Annotated in this window: 18 protein-coding genes; 14 read left to right on the plus strand and 4 right to left on the minus strand. The window is 62.0% G+C overall.

Annotation, left to right across the window (positions count from 1 at the left end; all coding sequences use genetic code 11):
• The first annotated feature begins 54 nt into the window (after positions 1-54).
• A complete protein-coding gene (locus VE26_RS10270) occupies positions 55-960 on the plus strand; it encodes a DMT family transporter (protein ID WP_046104836.1) in 906 nt (301 codons plus the stop codon).
• 1 nt (position 961) lies between these two features.
• On the opposite strand, the gene VE26_RS10275 is transcribed toward VE26_RS10270, so the two are convergent.
• The 3 genes from VE26_RS10275 to VE26_RS10285 all read right to left on the minus strand — a co-directional run bounded on the left by VE26_RS10275 (position 962) and on the right by VE26_RS10285 (position 2,432).
• Positions 962-1,360 (minus strand): DUF2147 domain-containing protein, encoded by a 399-nt coding sequence (locus tag VE26_RS10275; protein WP_084620238.1) that lies wholly within the window; start codon positions 1,358-1,360, stop codon positions 962-964.
• 4 nt (positions 1,361-1,364) lie between these two features.
• Positions 1,365-1,754 (minus strand): DUF2147 domain-containing protein, encoded by a 390-nt coding sequence (locus VE26_RS10280; protein WP_152658793.1) that lies wholly within the window; start codon positions 1,752-1,754, stop codon positions 1,365-1,367.
• 228 nt (positions 1,755-1,982) lie between these two features.
• The gene (locus VE26_RS10285; RefSeq protein ID WP_046104839.1) at positions 1,983-2,432 is read right to left on the minus strand and encodes a GNAT family N-acetyltransferase; all 450 of its coding nucleotides are present in this window, start codon (positions 2,430-2,432) and stop codon (positions 1,983-1,985) included.
• 113 nt (positions 2,433-2,545) lie between these two features.
• Here VE26_RS10285 and VE26_RS10290 point away from each other — a divergent pair, with 113 nt between their 5' ends.
• The 4 genes from VE26_RS10290 (at position 2,546) to VE26_RS10305 (ending at position 5,092) form a co-directional block, all read left to right on the plus strand.
• Entirely contained in the window at positions 2,546-3,139 is a 594-nt protein-coding gene (locus VE26_RS10290) for a thymidine kinase (RefSeq protein ID WP_046105240.1), read from the plus strand.
• 3 nt (positions 3,140-3,142) lie between these two features.
• Positions 3,143-3,532 (plus strand): acyl-CoA thioesterase, encoded by a 390-nt coding sequence (locus VE26_RS10295; RefSeq protein WP_046104840.1) that lies wholly within the window; start codon positions 3,143-3,145, stop codon positions 3,530-3,532.
• A 217-nt stretch (positions 3,533-3,749) separates the two neighbouring features.
• Positions 3,750-4,415: an SH3 domain-containing protein gene (locus VE26_RS17145; protein WP_052715803.1), complete on the plus strand. Its 666-nt coding sequence runs from the start codon at positions 3,750-3,752 to the stop codon at positions 4,413-4,415.
• A gap of 104 nt (positions 4,416-4,519) precedes the next feature.
• Positions 4,520-5,092, plus strand: coding sequence for a peptidase inhibitor family I36 protein (locus tag VE26_RS10305; RefSeq protein ID WP_046104841.1), 573 nt, complete (start codon positions 4,520-4,522; stop codon positions 5,090-5,092).
• Between the two features lie 6 nt (positions 5,093-5,098).
• Here the strand turns inward: VE26_RS10305 and VE26_RS10310 are convergent, their stop codons facing one another.
• Positions 5,099-5,470, minus strand: a complete 372-nt coding sequence (locus VE26_RS10310) for a DoxX family protein (protein WP_046104842.1) — start codon at positions 5,468-5,470, stop codon at positions 5,099-5,101.
• A 222-nt stretch (positions 5,471-5,692) separates the two neighbouring features.
• Between VE26_RS10310 and VE26_RS10315 the strand changes: the two genes are divergently transcribed.
• The 9 genes from VE26_RS10315 to VE26_RS17455 all read left to right on the plus strand — a co-directional run bounded on the left by VE26_RS10315 (position 5,693) and on the right by VE26_RS17455 (position 15,230).
• A complete protein-coding gene (locus VE26_RS10315) occupies positions 5,693-6,982 on the plus strand; it encodes a PQQ-dependent sugar dehydrogenase (protein ID WP_425283845.1) in 1,290 nt (429 codons plus the stop codon).
• Positions 6,983-7,129: 147 nt separating this feature from the next.
• Positions 7,130-7,561, plus strand: a complete 432-nt coding sequence (locus tag VE26_RS10320; protein WP_046105243.1) for a YdeI/OmpD-associated family protein — start codon at positions 7,130-7,132, stop codon at positions 7,559-7,561.
• 10 nt (positions 7,562-7,571) lie between these two features.
• Complete coding sequence (locus VE26_RS10325; RefSeq protein ID WP_046104843.1) at positions 7,572-8,465, plus strand: phosphotransferase; 894 nt, start codon at positions 7,572-7,574, stop codon at positions 8,463-8,465.
• Positions 8,466-8,541: 76 nt separating this feature from the next.
• Positions 8,542-9,216: a spermidine synthase gene (locus VE26_RS10330; protein WP_046104844.1), complete on the plus strand. Its 675-nt coding sequence runs from the start codon at positions 8,542-8,544 to the stop codon at positions 9,214-9,216.
• An 8-nt stretch (positions 9,217-9,224) separates the two neighbouring features.
• The gene (locus VE26_RS10335) at positions 9,225-10,007 is read left to right on the plus strand and encodes a DUF429 domain-containing protein (RefSeq protein ID WP_046104845.1); all 783 of its coding nucleotides are present in this window, start codon (positions 9,225-9,227) and stop codon (positions 10,005-10,007) included.
• Positions 10,008-10,243: 236 nt separating this feature from the next.
• The gene (gene uvrB / locus VE26_RS10340) at positions 10,244-12,727 is read left to right on the plus strand and encodes an excinuclease ABC subunit UvrB (RefSeq protein WP_425283854.1); all 2,484 of its coding nucleotides are present in this window, start codon (positions 10,244-10,246) and stop codon (positions 12,725-12,727) included.
• Between the two features lie 502 nt (positions 12,728-13,229).
• Positions 13,230-13,661: a hypothetical protein gene (locus VE26_RS10345; protein WP_046104847.1), complete on the plus strand. Its 432-nt coding sequence runs from the start codon at positions 13,230-13,232 to the stop codon at positions 13,659-13,661.
• Between the two features lie 10 nt (positions 13,662-13,671).
• Positions 13,672-14,166: an ImmA/IrrE family metallo-endopeptidase gene (locus VE26_RS17450; protein WP_084620245.1), complete on the plus strand. Its 495-nt coding sequence runs from the start codon at positions 13,672-13,674 to the stop codon at positions 14,164-14,166.
• Positions 14,166-15,230, plus strand: coding sequence for a beta family protein (locus tag VE26_RS17455; protein ID WP_084620248.1), 1,065 nt, complete (start codon positions 14,166-14,168; stop codon positions 15,228-15,230). The genes VE26_RS17450 and VE26_RS17455 overlap by 1 nt, the downstream gene beginning before the upstream one ends.
• Positions 15,231-15,353 lie beyond the last annotated feature (123 nt).

Raw genomic sequence — 15,353 nt, forward strand, 5'->3', positions numbered from 1 at the left:
ATCGCCACTCCCGCCACCCGCTCGGGATGAAGCCTGTCGTAACGTCGGTAAGTCATGTCCCGCCCCCTCGCCACAGCCCTGCTCCTCGTCTGCACGATGTTCTGGGGCTTTGCCTTCATCGCGCAGAAGTCGGCCATGGATTCTATGGGGCCGCTGACCTTTGCCGGAGTGCGCTATCTCATCGGCGGCCTGCTCGTCCTGCCGCTGGCATTGTGGGAACTGCGCCGCAAGGCCGTCCGGCTCAACCGCACCCATTGGCTCTTCATCCTCGCCATGAGCAGCGTGTTTTTTCTCGGCTCCTGGCTGCAGCAGGCAGGGCTGGCGACGACGACCGCCACCAATGGCGGCTTCCTCACCGGCCTTTACGTCTTCTTCGTGCCGCTGCTCGGCTATGTGCTGTTCCACAGCCGACCCCATCCCATCATCTTCGTCGGCGTACCGCTGGCGCTCGTTGGCATCTACTACCTCAATGGCGGGGGGCTGGCCTCCTTCAATGGCGGGGACTGGCTGATCGTGTGCAGCGCGATCTTCTGGGCCATGCACGTGATCCTGCTTGGTCACATTGCGCGGCTCACCGGCCTGCCGATCTTCGTCTCGGCCATCAGCTTTCTTTTTGCCGGGCTCGTCGCCAGCACCATCGCTCTGGGGGTCGAAACGCCCACGCTCGCGGCCATCTCCGCCGGCTGGGTCGAAATCATCTATGCCGCCGTGCTGTCGACCGCCGTGGCCTTCACCTTCCAGGCCATCGGCCAGCAGCATGTGCCGCCCGCCAATGCCGCCATCATTCTTTCGGCCGAAAGCCTTTTCGCGGCCTTAGGCGGCGCGCTCCTGCTCGGCGAGCGCCTGCCGCTCGTCGGCTATGCCGGCGCCACGCTGATCTTTCTCGCCATCGTCATGGTCGAGGCCGTGCCGCCGCTCTGGGCCCGCCGCAAGGCGCACGCGGCCCGCATCACCAACTGATCTATTTGGCGTAGCGATAGAGCTGGTAACTTCGGCACAGCACCACGGCCACGCAACCGCGCAAGGTCATCTGGTCTGCGCTGACCTGGGTGATGGTGCCGTCCGCCGTCTGCCCGAAAAGGTGCAGCTTGCCTTCCCATCGTCCGGTATCTGTGGGCATGGCCCCCTCGATCAGCAGGGTGTTGAGATAGGGCATGTTGGTGGGATTGTCCGCCCCATTGCCCAGCCAGATCAGCTCGGCACACAATTGCGTGCCGTCTCCGCAAAAAGTGACGTCGTAACGCGAGTCCCGGCTCTCGATTTCCCAGACGCCGACGGGAGAGGCCATGGCCCCGGCCATGCCGCCGAGGCCCATAGCCAGTACGAGGGCGGTGCGGGTGAAGGTTCTGCGTCTGCTCATGGTCTTACTCGCTGTGGCGGAACATGTCGTAGCTCTTGCATACGACCAGGAACGCGCAACCCTGCAGCGTCATCTGGTTGGCGCTACGCTGCGTCAGTGTTCCGGCAACCTTGTGGCCGAAAAGCGTCATCTCCCCTTTCCAGCGATTGGGTCCGGCGGGCATCAGCCTGTCGGCCATCGGCTTGTTGAGGTAGGGCTTGTACTGCTCGTTGTAGTCGGCCTCGCTCAGCCACACCAATTGGCCGCAAACCTGGCTGCCGTCCCCACAGGTCTGCAACGCAAAGCGCGTATCCCTTGTTTCCAGCTCCCAGACTCCTTCTGGCGAGGCCAGCGTCGGCAAGGCCGTGGCGATCAGGGCACCGGCAGCGAAAACAAGGCGGGAAAGACGACGCATGGACAACTCCTCGACTGGGCTTGCGGCCACTCTGTCGCCGCCGGGCTGAATGCAGCCTGAATGATCCTGTCACCGTCCCGTCATGCAACCCGCTTAAGTCTACGCAGGTCCGGTCTCCCCAGATCCGGACGCAAGGTCTCCCGCTTTGCTGCGGCTGGACCTGCGGGGCACCCCAACCCTGCCACCGAGCCATTCGGTCCTGGCCGCCTTCGGGCGGCCTTTTTCCGTTCAGAGCCGCTCCATGGCAATGGTACGCACCATCTGCCCCATCTCGTCGTCCTCGTACTCGTCCACCTCGACCCAGCCACGGCTGCGGTAGAACTGGCGCGCCCGCATGTTGAAGCTGCGCACCTCGAGCCGGCCTGCGCCTTCGCTCTCGGCCGCATCCATCATCGCGCCGCCCACGCCTGTGCCGATCGCCCAGCTGTCGACGTGGATGGCATGAAGATGCGGCGCGTCCAGGTGATAGAGGCCCACCACCACCCCGGCCCGCTCGGCAATGCGGAAGTGTTCGAGATAGGCGCTGACATAACTCTCGACCGGTCGCACGCTCTCATATCGGCCAAGGGCCGCGGCTTCGAGATGGGGCGCCCAATGGCTGCGCCACGACCGGTCCAGAAGGCTGATGACGTCGCCGGCCTCGGACTGACGCGCCCCCCGGATCAGGATATCGGACATCTCGCCTCCGCAATGAACTGTTGAACGTCGCCTCACGCGGCTTCATGCCGGCCCGCTTCGGGTCTATTGCCTATCCCATCCTCGAAGTGCAACCCGCGAGTCCCGCGCCGAACATGGCCAAGCTCTATTTTTCATACGCGGCGATGAATGCGGGCAAATCCACCCTGCTGCTCCAGGCTGCCTACAATTACCGCGAACGCGGCATGCGGCCCCTGCTCTACACGTCCGCGCTCTACGCCGAAGGCGGCGTCGGTCTCATCACCTCGCGCATCGGCATTGCCGAGCCGGCCGAACTCTACGCCCCCGGCGACGACGTTTACCAGTCGGTGCGCGATTTCCATGAGGAATCCAAGGTCGACTGCGTCTTCGTCGACGAAGCCCAGTTCCTCACCCGCGAACAGGTCTGGCAATTGGCCCGCGTCGGTGACCGCTTGCGCATTCCGGTCATGTGCTATGGCCTGCGCACCGACTTTCAGGGCAAGCTCTTTCCCGGCTCCATGGAATTGCTGGCCATCGCCGATGCCTTGCGCGAAATTCGCACCATCTGCACCTGCGGCGCCAAGGCCACGATGGTTGTGCGCCAGGACATGGCGGGCCGCGTCCTCACCGATGGCGACCAGGTGTCGATCGAAAAGTCGGTTTATCTCTCCCTCTGCCGCAAGCACTGGGAAGAAGCGGTTGGCCGCTGGCCCGTGAAAGGACCCTGATAGATGCTTAGCACTGCCTCCGAGCCCACCGGCGCGCTCACCATCCGCACCCTTGCCATGCCGGCCGATACCAATCCGGCCGGTGATATCTTCGGTGGCTGGGTGATGAGCCAGATGGACATTGCCGGCGCCATTGCCGCCGTCGAAAAGGTCAAGGGCCGCGTGGTGACCGTGGCGGTCGAGGCCATGACCTTCATCGCGCCGGTCAAAGTCGGCGACGTGCTCTGCGTCTATACCAATGTCGAGCGCGTCGGCACGACCTCCATCACCATCGGCCTCGAAGCCTGGGTTCGCCGCAATCGTCTCGACGACCGCCAGAAGGTCACCGAGGCGCGCTTCGTCTATGTGTCGCTGGACGAGAACGGCCAGAAACGTCCCATTCCCGCCGCTTAACGGAACATTCAGACTGCGTTCAGCTGCCGGGTGCTTTTCTCCCTCTCAAGGCACCACCCGGTGTCGGCTTGAAACCAGGCTCTCGCGAGCGGGTCACCTCCCAAGGGAACCCTTTTCGACGATTCTCCGTTTCACGCATCACAATCATCGGCATGGCAGCCGCAAGCGTCGTTCCGGAATTCCGGGGCCGGTAAGCCAGAGCCACAGGGAGCATGCTATGCACCGTCAGACCCGTAAGAAAGTCCTCAATATCGTCACCGGTATCGCCGTTGCGGCTGCTGCCGCGGTGGTTTTCCTGCCGGCTGCTCAGGCCGCGCCCGGCACGGCGACGTCCAACGTCAATGTCCGCTCCGGTCCTGGCACCGGCTATGCCGTGACCAATACGCTGCGCCGCGGCGACCAGGTCGACGTGCAGCGCTGCCAGGGCTCCTGGTGCTACGTCCAGGGTCGCGGCTTCGGCGGTTGGGTATCGGCCAACTTCCTGTCCGCTGGCGGTTCGCCGGTGAACCCTGCCAATCCGGGCTTGTCCTTCGGCTTCACCATCGGTGGTCCGAACGGCCCCAATATCAGCATCGGCGTCGGCAATCAGCCCCAGCCGCAGCCCCCGCGTCCGGGCCCGCGCCCGCCGATCGTGCAGCCCACTGCCGAGGTCTGCTTCTATGACCGCGTCAATTATCGCGGCCAGAGCTTCTGCCTCGAACAGGGCGACAGCGTTCGCGATCTGGGCGATTGGGTCGACCGCATCTCCTCGATTGACAACCCTTCCCGCGTACGCGTCGAGGTTTGCTCCGAGGTCGCCTACCGCAATTGCCGCACCTATACCACCAGCGCCGGCAATCTGGGCGATTTCGACAAGTACATCGCTTCGGTCCGCATCCGGTGATCCGATAGCCACATCAGCTTCCGCGCCGCCCCCACGAAAGGGCGGCGCTTTGCGTTTGAAGCGGCGTTCTCTGCCGAGCACGCCCAGCCCGGGGGAATGATCCGATGTCGCGTCTGCTTGCCGCCTTCCTGTGCTTTGTTTTTGCGCTCTTCGCCGCTACGCCCAGCTTCGCCCTCAGTCCCTCGGGCAGCCATGCCTGGAGCCGCACCGAGCTGGGCCTGCGCGCCGGTCCCGGCGGTCATTATGACAGCGTCGGCATCATTGCCGCCCATGTCGACATCAAGGTCCTGCGCTGCGTCCAGTTCTGGTGCCTCGTCGATGGTCCGGGCGGCCACGGCTGGGCCGATCGCAACGCCGTCGATTTCCGCAAGAACCCCTATTCGGCCCTCAGCGCCGCCGGCATGATGCGTCCCGATCTGCAAGGTGGCCGCCTGTGCTTTTACGAAGGCACCCACTATACCGGCCGCTCCTTCTGCGCCGGCACTGGCCAGGTCTTTCCCGATCTCGCGCTCTGGGGCTGGGACAACGCCATCCGCTCGATTGCCGTTGAAGTCGACACCAGCGCCGCCGTCTGCCGCGAACGCGATTTCCGCTCCTATTGCGAACGCGTCTACCAGAGCCAGCCGGTGCTGACCGAGTTCCTATTCCGCAATGTGTCGTCAATCCGCGTCTACTGAGCCCGCTTACCGCATCAGCGGGAACACGGCGCGGAGCTTCGGTTCGCGGAGCCAGAGCGCCAGCCAGGTCGCGAGCCCCAGGTAAAGGCTGAACAGCGTTTGGCTGAACAGCGGATTGTCCACCCGCAGGTTGGCCGCCAACGCGCCACCCAATAGCCCCGTGAACAGCACCGCTCCCAGAAGCGCCGTGCGCGGGATGAGGAACAGCACCACGCAGGCCAGTTCGATCAGCCCGATCAGCACCAGATATTTTGCCGGCCACCCCACCACCGCGATCGGCTCCAGCGCCACGTCCAGCTGCAACAGCTTCGGCGCCACCGACGCCCCCAGCATGAAAAGGGCGACCAGCCCGCTCAGCACCCAACCTGCAATTTTCATTCCGCCCTCCAGCGCCGCGGCCGCTGGCCGCTTCTCATGCCGTCACGACGAGCATGATACCGCGTTTTCGACATCCGCCCGCGCGCAACGAACGGACCACTTCGCCCTTTCGTGATCGCATCGTTCTGCAACGTTTCGCGCCACCAGCACTTAGTGAGGGGAACCCTGAATGCAGATTTTGAAAATTTGCGTGTTCCTTCAACCTTTTAAGTCTGGACCCCAGTGATGAAGATTGCACACCTCCTCGCCGGCACGGCCCTCTCTTTTGCCCTGCTCAGCCCCGCTGCCATTGCCCAGGATAATACCTCGCCTGAAGAACAGGTCGAAGGCGTGGCGCCCGCTGAAGGCGATGAAGCCCCCGCTGGCGAACCCGTCGAAACCGCTCCGCCCAATGCTCCGGACCAGCAGCCCGCCTCTCCCGATCAGGTGCGCGCGCCCCAGCCGGCCGAGCCCGTCGAGGTGACCACCGAGACCGTGGCCGAAGGCCTGCCCCAGCTCTGGGCCATGGAATTTCTGCCCGATGGTCGCATGCTGGTAACCGCCAAGCAGGGTGCGCTCCACATTGTCGATGAAAACGGGCAAGCCGGCCCGGAAATTTCCGGCCTGCCGGAAGTCGATGCCCGTGGCCAGGGTGGCCTGCTCGACGTGGCCCTGGCTTCTGATTACGAAGAAAGCGGCCGCATCTTCTTCTCCTATGCCGAACCGCGCGAAGGCGGCAACGGCACGACCCTGGCTTCGGCCATCCTCGTGCCTGACGAAGCCGGCGGCGGCGCCCTCGAGGACGTCCAGGTCATTTTCCGCCAGGAGCCGACCTATGACGGCGACAAGCACTTCGGCTCGCGCATCGTTCCGGTGGGCGATGGCACGCTCTACCTCACGGTCGGCGAACGCTCGGACGATCCGGTTCGCACCCAGGCTCAGGAATTGGCCTCCGGCTACGGCAAGGTCTTCCACATCGATTATGAAGGCAATGCCGTCGACGGCAATCCCTTCGCTGAAACCGAAGGGGCCCTGCCGGAGATCTGGAGCCTCGGCCACCGCAACACCCAGTCGGCAGCCCTGGATGGTGAAGGCCGCCTCTGGATCGTCGAGCATGGTGCGCGCGGCGGCGATGAACTCAACCTGCCCGAGGCCGGGCTCAACTACGGCTGGCCCGATGTCGCCTACGGCATCGAATATAGCGGCGAAGCCATTGGCGAAGGCATCACTGCCGATGCCGAAACCGCGCAGCCCGTCTATTACTGGGACCCGGTGATCGCCCCATCCGGCATGGCCTTCTATGAAGGCGATGAATTCTCCGGCTGGGACAATACCTTCCTGATCGGCGGCCTGGTCACCACCGGCATCGTCGTGGTCCACCTCGAAAATGACCGCGTCGCTTTCGAGGAACGCATCCCGCTCGAGGCCCGCGTCCGTGACGTCCGCGTCGGCCCCGATGGCGCGATCTACGCCGTCACCGAAAATCCAGATGCCAGCACGTCCGACATCATCCGTGTGAGCAACGCGAGCTAAGACCCAGCCCTCCCCCTCAAAGGGGAGGGTTTTTCCTTGTCCCCCGGGCTGCGCGAGAAGCCTCCTGCGTGCCGCCCGACAGCCTCGATTGACAGTCCCGGATGGAAGCTCTCATTATTCCCGACATCAGGAATGGAGCGCTTTTCCATGAAGTTTTCAGGTACGCTGCTTCAAACGGGAAACAATACGGGTATTGAAGTTCCGCCCGATATGCTCGAAGCACTCGGCAGTCGCAGGGCTGCCGTCAAGGTGAGCGTCAACGGCTATCAGTTCCGGTCCACGATCGGCAGCATGGGCGGCAAGGCGCTCATTCCCTTCAGTTCCGAACACCGAAAGCTGAGCGGCTTGAAGGGTGGCGATCCGATAGAGGTCACACTGGAAATCGACGACGAGCCGCGCCAGGTCGAGGTGCCGCCCGATCTCGCCGCAGCGCTCGACGCCCTTCCCGAAACGCGCCAGAGCTTCGACGCCCTGGCCCCGTCGAAGCGCAAGGCCCATGTGCTTTCGATAGAAGAGGCCAGGACTGCCGAAACGCGCGCCAGACGAATAGAAAAGCTAATCCTGGCCCTGCGCCAATAACGGCCGGCCCATGCATGAAGACCAGATCGGCATAGACGCCGGGCGCGTCGCCGCACTGATCCGCCGGCAATTTCCGCAATTCCGCGACGCCGAAATCGCCCCCCTGACCACGCCGGCAACCACCAATGCGATCTTCCGCATCGGCGCCACCCATGCCGCGCGCCTGCCCCTGCGCGGGATGGATGCGCGAGACTGCCGGCGACTGCTAGAGGCAGAAGCAAGGGCAATCGCCGCATTTCATGCCCATTGCCCCTTTCCCAGCCCCATCCCTATTGGCATCGGCCGGCCAGGTCCTGGCTTTCCCCTGCCCTGGACCGTCCAAACCTGGATCGAAGGTTTGGTCGCGACCCCGAACGGACAAAGTGCCAATGCGGATTTTGCGCTGGATCTTGTGCATCTGATCCGCGCTTTGCGTGCCCTCGATTTGAACGGCCTTGAGTTTGACGGAAAGGGCCGTGGCGGAAACCTGCCCGATCATGATGCGTGGATGGACCAGTGCTTTTCGAAAAGCGGAAGACTGCTCGATGTGGCCCGCCTGCGGGCCATGTGGGTCAAGATGCGCGTCCTGCCGGGCCTGGGTTACGCTGTCATGAGCCACAGGGATCTCATTCCGGCAAACCTGCTGGTGGCGGGCGGGCGTCTGGTCGGCGTTCTGGACGCGGGCGCCTTCGGACCGGCCGATCCCGCCCTCGATCTCGTCGCGTCCTGGCATCTGCTCAACAGCGATCGGCGTGCGCTCTTCCGCAATGCTCTGGGCGTGAGCGAGCTCGAATGGCGGCGCGGCGCCGCCTGGGCCTTTGAGCAGGCCATGGGGCTGGTCTGGTATTATGCGCAGACCAATCCGGTCATGAGTGCATTGGGGCGCACCACGCTCGCCCGTCTTGTCGAGGCCGACGACATCTGATCGCGTCTTGCGGCTTTGCCTTGCATCCCGGGTGGGCTAGAAAGCCCCTGATGCAACCGCTTCATGATCGGCTCCCATGATCCCCTGGCAAAAGCTCGACGAAACCACCATGCCTGGAGGAGGCCCCCTGACGCTGATGCAGCGCGGCACCGAATTTTCCATCATGTCCGGCACGATCGGATTGATGAATAGCCGCATGAGCGGGTCCGAGGAACAGCTTGCCATGCTCTCTGCCGCGCGCGTCGGCAAGCGTCCCGGAGCACGCATCCTGATCGGCGGACTGGGCATGGGCTTCACCCTGCGCGCGGCGCTCTCCGCTTTCGGCCCGGACAGCCGGATCACCGTCGCCGAACTCGTCCCGGCCGTCATCGCCTGGGCCCGCGGACCGCTGTCGCCCATCCATGGCGCCAGCCTCGATGATCCCCGCGTCACCATCCACGAGGGCGACGTGCGTACCGCCATTGGCGCCGGCAAGCCGTTTGATGCCATCCTGCTCGATGTCGACAATGGACCAGATGGGCTGTTCCGGCCCGAGAACGACCGGCTCTACAGCGCCACCGGTCTTGGCAATACCAAGGCCGCGTTGACACCCGGCGGCCATCTCGCGGTCTGGTCTGCCTATCCCGACGCCGCCTTTACCCGGCGCCTCGGGCAATCCGGCATGGCCATCGAGGAAGTCCGGGTGCGCGAACGCAGCAATGGCAAGGGCGCCCGCCACCTCATCTGGTTCGCCACCAAACCCGGCCGCTGAGCCCTGCCATGCGCGCCGTTCTCGGCATCGACGCGGCCTGGACCGTGCATAATCCCAGCGGCGTCGCCTTGGCCGCCCAGAGAGACGGCGCCTGGCACCTCGTTGCCGTCGCCCCCTCCTTCGCGGCCTTTTACGCCTTGCGCGGCGCAAAGGAGCAAACCGCGTTCGACGCCCCCCGTCTTCTTGATGACGCCACCCACCTGGCCGGCGCGCGCCCCGACCTCGTCGCGCTCGACATGCCGCTCATGGATGGCCTCATCACCACCCGGCGCCGCAGCGACAATGCCATCGCCTCCGCCTATGGCGCGCGCGGCGCCTCAACCCACAGCCCCAGTGCCTTGCGCCCCGGCCCACTGGCCGTCGACATGCTGGCCGCCCTTACCAGCCTCGGCTATCCCCTTCTCTGCACCAACCCGATCACCGGGCCGGGCACGCTCGAAGTCTATCCCCATCCCGCGCTGATCGAGCTGACCGGCGCTGCCCGCCGCCTGCCCTATAAGGTGCACAATCGCGGCAAGTACTGGCCTGCGCTCACCGGGCCGGAGCGCCTCGCCAACCTCTTTGCGCAATGGACGACCATCCTTGCCGCACTCGATATTGTCCTGCCCGGCACTGCGGCGCTCGCCCCGCTGCCGGCGCCGGATGCGCCCCTCCGCCACCTCAAGGCTTTCGAGGATAGCCTCGATGCGATCATCTGCGCCTGGGTGGGTATCTGCGCCCTCGAAGGCCGCGCCATCGCCCATGGCGATGCACGAAGCGCCATCTGGGTGCCGGCCCCGTATGGAACCTGACCCCGTTCCCTCCGCTTTACCCCCATGCTAGAAATGGTGATCATTTCCCTGCTGACATTGTGTGACGGAGCACCCATCTAAGGGTTCTGCTGTCCTCTCCTGTTCTGACCCACGAGCGCGCCATGGCCCCCAAATCCACACGCCCCGGCAAGGCCGAGTTCTCCATCGACGAATTCTTCGCCGAGATCGAAAAGGCCGAGGACATCGCCGCCTCCAAGCCGCTCTATGCCGAGCGCATGAAGAACAAGCGCGCCCTCGACCGCGCCGACGCTGCGGAGAAAGAAGCCGCCGCGCCCAAGACCGCGCTCGAAAAGCGCCGCACCACCAAGTCCAACAACGACACGGCCACCGGCATGTCGAAGAAGACCGGCAAGACCAAGATCAACTCGGTCGACCGCGTCGATTTCGATGGCTTGGGCGAGGCCCCGCAGGCTGGTTTCGGCCACATGCCCTCGGCCAAGGCCCTGTCCCGCGCCGCCGCCACCGATCCCGAAGCCATCGCGAAAGTCCGTGAGGCGCTCGACGCCTCGGTGAAGAAGAACAAGGCGCGCAAGTCCGAGGACGTCTCCAATGCCACCACCGTCGGCGTGACCGCCACGGTCAAGGCGCTTGAACAGATCATCCTGCATGGCCGCAAGGAAGTGGAAGGCTCCGCCCCCTGGGTGCCGCATCGCCCAGAGCGCCCCACCAAGCGCGGCGCCAGCAAACCCTTCCGCCTCGCCACCGATTATGTGCCCGCCGGCGATCAGCCCACCGCCATTGCCGAACTGGTGGAAGGCGTCGAGAACGGCGAAACCGATCAGGTCCTGCTCGGCGTCACCGGCTCGGGCAAGACCTTCACCGCCGCCCAGGTCATCGCCAAGACCCAGCGCCCCGCGCTGATCCTCGCGCCCAACAAGACCCTGGCCGCCCAGCTCTATTCCGAGTTCAAAGGCTTCTTCCCGGACAACGCGGTCGAGTATTTCGTCTCCTACTACGACTATTACCAGCCCGAGGCCTACGTCCCGCGCACCGATACCTATATCGAGAAGGAATCCACCATCAACGAGCAGATCGACCGCATGCGCCACTCGGCCACGCGCGCGATTCTCGAGCGCGACGACGTCATCATCGTCGCCTCGGTTTCCTGCATCTACGGTATCGGCTCGGTGGAAGACTATACCGCCATGACCATCGACGTGCAGAAGGGCGAAAAGATCGACCAGCGCCAGCTGCTCGCCAAGCTCGTGGCCCTGCAATATAAGCGCGGCGATACCGGCTTCGTGCGCGGCACTTTTCGCGTGCGCGGCGACACCGTCGAAATCTTCCCGGCCCACTATGAAGCCGCAGCCTGGCGCGTTTCCCTCTTCGGCAACGAGGTCGAGGCGATCACCGAATTCGATCCGCTGACCGGCAAGAAAAGCGCCGACCTGACCTTCATCCGCGTCTACGCCAATTCCCACCACGTGACGCCGCGCACCACGATGAACCAGGCGATCAAGCAGATCCGCGCCGATCTCGCCGCGCGCCTGCAGGAACTCAACGGCGCCGGCCGCTTCCTCGAAGCCCAGCGGCTCGAACAGCGCAGCCTCTTCGATCTCGAAATGATGGAAGCCACCGGCTCCTGCGCCGGCATCGAGAATTATTCGCGCTACTTCAGTGGTCGTAAACCGGGAGAACCGCCCCCGACCCTGTTCGAATACCTGCCCGACAATGCGCTGGTCTTCGTCGACGAAAGCCACGTCACCATCGGCCAGCTCGGCGCCATGTATCGCGGCGACCTCCGCCGCAAGGCGACCCTGGCCGAATACGGCTTCCGCCTCCCGAGCTGCATGGACAATCGCCCCCTCCGCTTCGAGGAGTGGAACGCCATGCGCCCGCAATCGGTCTATGTCTCGGCCACGCCCGGCTCCTGGGAAATGGAACAGACCGGCGGCGTCTTCGCCGAACAGGTCATCCGCCCCACCGGCCTCATCGATCCCCCGGTCGAGATCCGCCCGGCCACCCATCAGGTCGATGACGTCATCGACGAGATCCGCCAGACCATCAAGGCCGGCTACCGGACCCTCGTCACCGTCCTCACCAAGAAAATGGCCGAGGACCTCACGGAATACATGCACGAACAGGGCATTCGCGTGCGCTACATGCACTCGGACGTCGACACGATCGAGCGCATCGAGATTATTCGCGATCTTCGTCTGGGAGCATTCGATGTCCTGGTGGGCATCAACCTCCTCCGCGAAGGCCTCGACATTCCCGAATGCGGCCTCGTCGCCATTCTCGACGCCGACAAGGAGGGGTTCCTCCGCTCCGAAACCTCCCTCATCCAGACCATCGGCCGCGCCGCGCGCAACGTCGACGGCAAGGTGATCCTTTATGCCGACAAGGAAACCGGCTCGATGGAACGCGCCCTGGCCGAAACCAACCGCCGCCGCGAAAAACAGATCGCCTATAACAAAGCCAACGGCATCACCCCCCAATCGGTGAAAGCCCGCATCAACGACATCATCGACTCCACCGCCGAACGCGACCACGTCACGATCTCCATCGGCAAGGGCAAGGACGGCAAGGAAAAGACCGTTACGGGCGACAATCTCGCCACCGTCATGAAGGACCTGGAACGCGAAATGCGCGAGGCGGCGACGAACCTTGAGTTCGAAAAGGCGGCAAGGCTCAGGGACGAAGTTCGCCGTCTCCGCGAGATGGAATTGGACATACTCGAAGCCGACCCCACGTTCTGAGCGCGAACTTCGTCCCGACGAGGTCAAGCGGCTGCGGGTGATGGACTTCGAGACATCCGCCAACGGCGGCAAAACGCTCCTGTGGAGCGTTTTGAGGCGAGAAGGCCACGAGAGCTATGCTCGAGTGGCGGATACGCTGGAAGGCTCGGGGCATGACCGACGCCTAGCGTCGGGCAGATCTCTCCAGTGGACAGATTTGAATGCACGAGGCCATGAGCGCTATGCGAGAATGGCCGGGGAGGGCACCTAGTCCCGCGTTTCCCCGCCCAGCGCACGTCACCCTCGGGTTTCGCGCCATCAACATATACCGATTGCCACCCTGGCGAAGGCCGGGATGCTGCGCGGCATCTATGCGGAGCTATGCGAGGTGAATTGAGCGACAGGTGGTAGGCAGGGTCAGCCGCCGATGACTTTCGTCGCGCAGGCCCGATGAAGCGGTAAGCTTATTGCATGATGCAGCAGGCAATATACTATATAGAAGTCAGCATACGGGGCTATCGACATGCAGAAAATTCTCGCTTGGACATCCATAGCAATTCTATCGATGACAATAGGATATCTAGCGCATGTCATTCAAACGGAATCGCTGGATATTAAACTGCTGTCCGGCAATCAGTGGCAGATTTCATATCCAGATCTAATAACGATAATACTGACGGCATTTGGCGTTATTATTGCAGTAGCAAGTATAGGCTTGGCGACTGCCGCAGTAATTGGCTGGAACAGTATTGAAGGAAAAGCGATGAGGACTGCGTCCGAAGTTCTATCAAAAGACATCGACGACGCGGATGGAAAACTACAGATGCTTGTAAAAGCTGCAATCGCCGATACGAGCAGCCCGTTTCATCGTACGCTCAAAGACGAAATACAGAAACTGATGGAAAAGGAAATGTATCGCGGCATCGGAAGCTTTGAATCGACCACTAACAATTAGGACGCGGTACATGCACTTGTTCAACAATGTTTCCGCCGGCGACAAAGCAATAATTGAAAAGCACTTGGACAAAGTACCCGTTCCGGTGGGTGCGCTAGCTCGCGAACTAGGGCTCGAAGTGAAGCTTATTCTTCTTCCTCCTGACATTTCGGGCGAAATTCGTCCATCTCCGACAGCCCCCGCGGGCTTTCGGATAAATGTCAATAGGCATGAAAAGAAGGAAAGGCAGCGATTTACGATTGCTCATGAGATTGGACACTATTTGCTGCATCGCAGTCTTATTGGAGACGGGGTATCAGATAATGTTCTTTACCGATCGACACTTTCCAACCAGCAGGAGGTAGAAGCTAACAAAGTCGCCGCAGCGCTACTCATGCCGAGACCGACGGTGGAAGCACTACTAAACACCCACGGCGGACTACGATCAAAAGAAGTTTCGGATTTAATTGCCGAGCAACTGGAGGTATCTTCGCCTGCCATGAGAATTCGCCTGGGGCTTCAGTAGTGCAAGTTAGCATCAACGATCTAAAGTACGTTCCTACCGTCTTTCTCCGGACTGCCGAAATGCAGGCATTGGAGCAGCTATCCAATGCTGAAAAAGACAGCATCATTCCACTAATCCCTATCAAGCCTTGGGCAAACTCGAACCACTTAGTAAACAGCCTGAGGAGAGTGGAGAGAGCCCTTCCAAATCGGCGCTTTTTTATCGACATCGACAGGTACTACTTGCGCGCTAGCGAAAGACCAGCGTGGAGCGAATTCCAAGCCCTTAGGTCCTCAACCGACAACTTCCTAAACTGGCGAAATTTTGCAGATGAATCCGAATTTGCCATTCCCTGCATTCAAATTTTTGGCAGCCAGGCTGACGTGATAGGGGCCCAAATCGCCTGGGCGGACCAGAACAACAAACCGTTTGCGCTAAGGATTGAGCAACGCTTCCCCTGCGACAGAGCTGCCGTTCTGGCTGCTTTCGGGTCAATTGAACATAGCAACTATATAATTGTTCTTGACGCTGGATGGTCTAGAGATGTGCTGTCATCGCAACTTTGGGCTAGCGGATGGATTACTGCACTTAATAACCTTCATAACGACGCAAAAATAGTTGTAAGTGCTAGCAGTTTTCCTGATCAGTTTATGCCTTATGGCCAATTTGGCACAGAAAACCTTCAAGAAAGACCATTTTATAATGCGCTGCGAGGAACCCATAACACAGCCAGATTGATTTATGGTGATTGGGCCAGTTCAAGACCGCATGGCAACGACTCCGGAGGGCCGGGCTACTCACGCGTTGACCTTCCAGTAGCAAACAGTTGGGTTTTCTTTAGATCTGATGCCATAGGGGGAGATTTTCAACCTTTGGCAGCACAGGCACGAAATAGCGCGTACTGGGATGGGGATTTGAATAATTGGGGCAAGTACTTCATAGACAACACGGCTAGCGGTACTGGCTTCACAATCAACTCCGCCCAGCAAGCGGCAGCTGCAAGGATCAATATACACCTAAATCAGCAAATATCTCAGGGCCTAGGTGTGGCTATCGGTGACGTACCGGAAGACTATGAAGATTAACTCGCTGCAGCGCAGCTCTTACGATGGCTTGCCTTTTTCGCTATTGTCTCCGGCGCCATTGGGGGAATGAGAGACCGCCGGATAACCCCGCCCGATCCCCTTAATAAAAACCCTTCATTGGAC

It is taken from the genome of Devosia chinhatensis (genome assembly GCF_000969445.1).
In the GTDB taxonomy this organism is placed as follows: Bacteria; Pseudomonadota; Alphaproteobacteria; order Rhizobiales; family Devosiaceae; genus Devosia; species Devosia chinhatensis.